Origin of the sequence: Vibrio sp. MM46 (genome assembly GCF_027587135.1) — a bacterium.
GTDB lineage: Bacteria > Pseudomonadota > Gammaproteobacteria > Enterobacterales > Vibrionaceae > Vibrio > Vibrio harveyi.
The window spans coordinates 1-1,214 of the sequence record NZ_JAPPTO010000079.1 but is presented as its reverse complement, the minus strand read 5'-3'; the positions used below and the strand labels follow the sequence as shown (position 1 = coordinate 1,214).

General features: G+C 46.4%; 1 protein-coding gene. It reads left to right on the top strand.

Annotated features, from left to right (window positions below; translation table 11 throughout):
• Positions 1–78: 78 nt before the first annotated feature.
• Positions 79–1,212 (top strand): flagellin, encoded by a 1,134-nt coding sequence (locus OH459_RS27955; RefSeq protein ID WP_269989865.1) that lies wholly within the window; start codon positions 79–81, stop codon positions 1,210–1,212.
• Positions 1,213–1,214 lie beyond the last annotated feature (2 nt).

Below are 1,214 nucleotides of genomic sequence, written 5' to 3'. Positions count from 1 at the left end.
AAGTAACTTTGAGAGAACTACTTGGTTTTCCGAGACGTCGGAAACCGCTACATCGGAAAATCAATTGGAGAAATCACCATGGCAGTGAATGTAAACACTAACGTATCAGCGATGACCGCTCAGCGTTACCTAAACAACGCAAACTCAGCACAACAAACTTCAATGGAACGTTTGTCTTCAGGTTTCAAAATCAACAGCGCGAAAGATGACGCTGCGGGTCTTCAAATCTCGAACCGCTTGAACGTACAAAGCCGTGGCTTGGATGTGGCTGTTCGTAACGCGAACGACGGTATCTCGATTGCACAAACAGCAGAAGGTGCAATGAACGAGACAACCAACATCCTACAACGTATGCGTGACCTATCTCTTCAATCAGCGAACGGCTCTAACTCAAAATCTGAGCGTGTTGCGATTCAAGAAGAAGTAACGGCACTAAACGACGAACTAAACCGTATCGCTGAAACAACATCATTCGGTGGTAACCGTCTACTTAACGGTACTTACGGTACTCAGTCTTTCCAAATTGGTGCGGACAACGGTGAAGCCGTGATGCTAAACCTAAAAGACATGCGCTCTGACAACCAAATGATGGGCGGCGTGAGCTACCAAGCTGAAAAAGGCAAAGACAAAGACTGGGGTATTGAAGCGGGCAAAAACGACCTAAAAATCAGTCTGACAGACAGCTTCGGTAAAGAGCAAGAAATCAACATCAGCGCAAAAGCGGGTGACGATATCGAAGAGCTTGCGACTTACATCAACGGTCAAACAGACCTAGTGAAAGCGTCAGTAGACCAAGACGGCAAACTGCAAGTTTTCGCTGGTAACAACAAAGTAGAAGGCGAAGTGGAGTTTTCTGGCGGTCTTTCTGGTGAGTTAGGTCTAAGCGATGGTAAGAAAGTAACGGTTGATACCATCGATGTAACATCAGTAGGTGGCGCACAAGAATCTGTCGCTATCATTGATGCGGCGTTGAAATACGTAGATAGCCACCGTGCAGAGCTAGGTGCTTTCCAAAACCGTTTCAACCACGCAATCAGCAACTTGGACAACATCAACGAGAACGTGAACGCGTCGAAGAGCCGTATTAAAGATACCGACTTCGCGAAAGAAACGACTCAAATGACTAAGTCACAAATTCTATCGCAAGCGTCAAGCTCAATCCTTGCGCAAGCGAAACAAGCGCCTAACTCAGCGCTAAGCCTACTAGGTTAATT

Coding starts and splice junctions, on each gene's coding strand:
- OH459_RS27955 (WP_269989865.1), top strand. CDS start 79: ATGGCAGTGAATGTAAACACTAACGTATCAGCGATGACCGCTCAGCGT.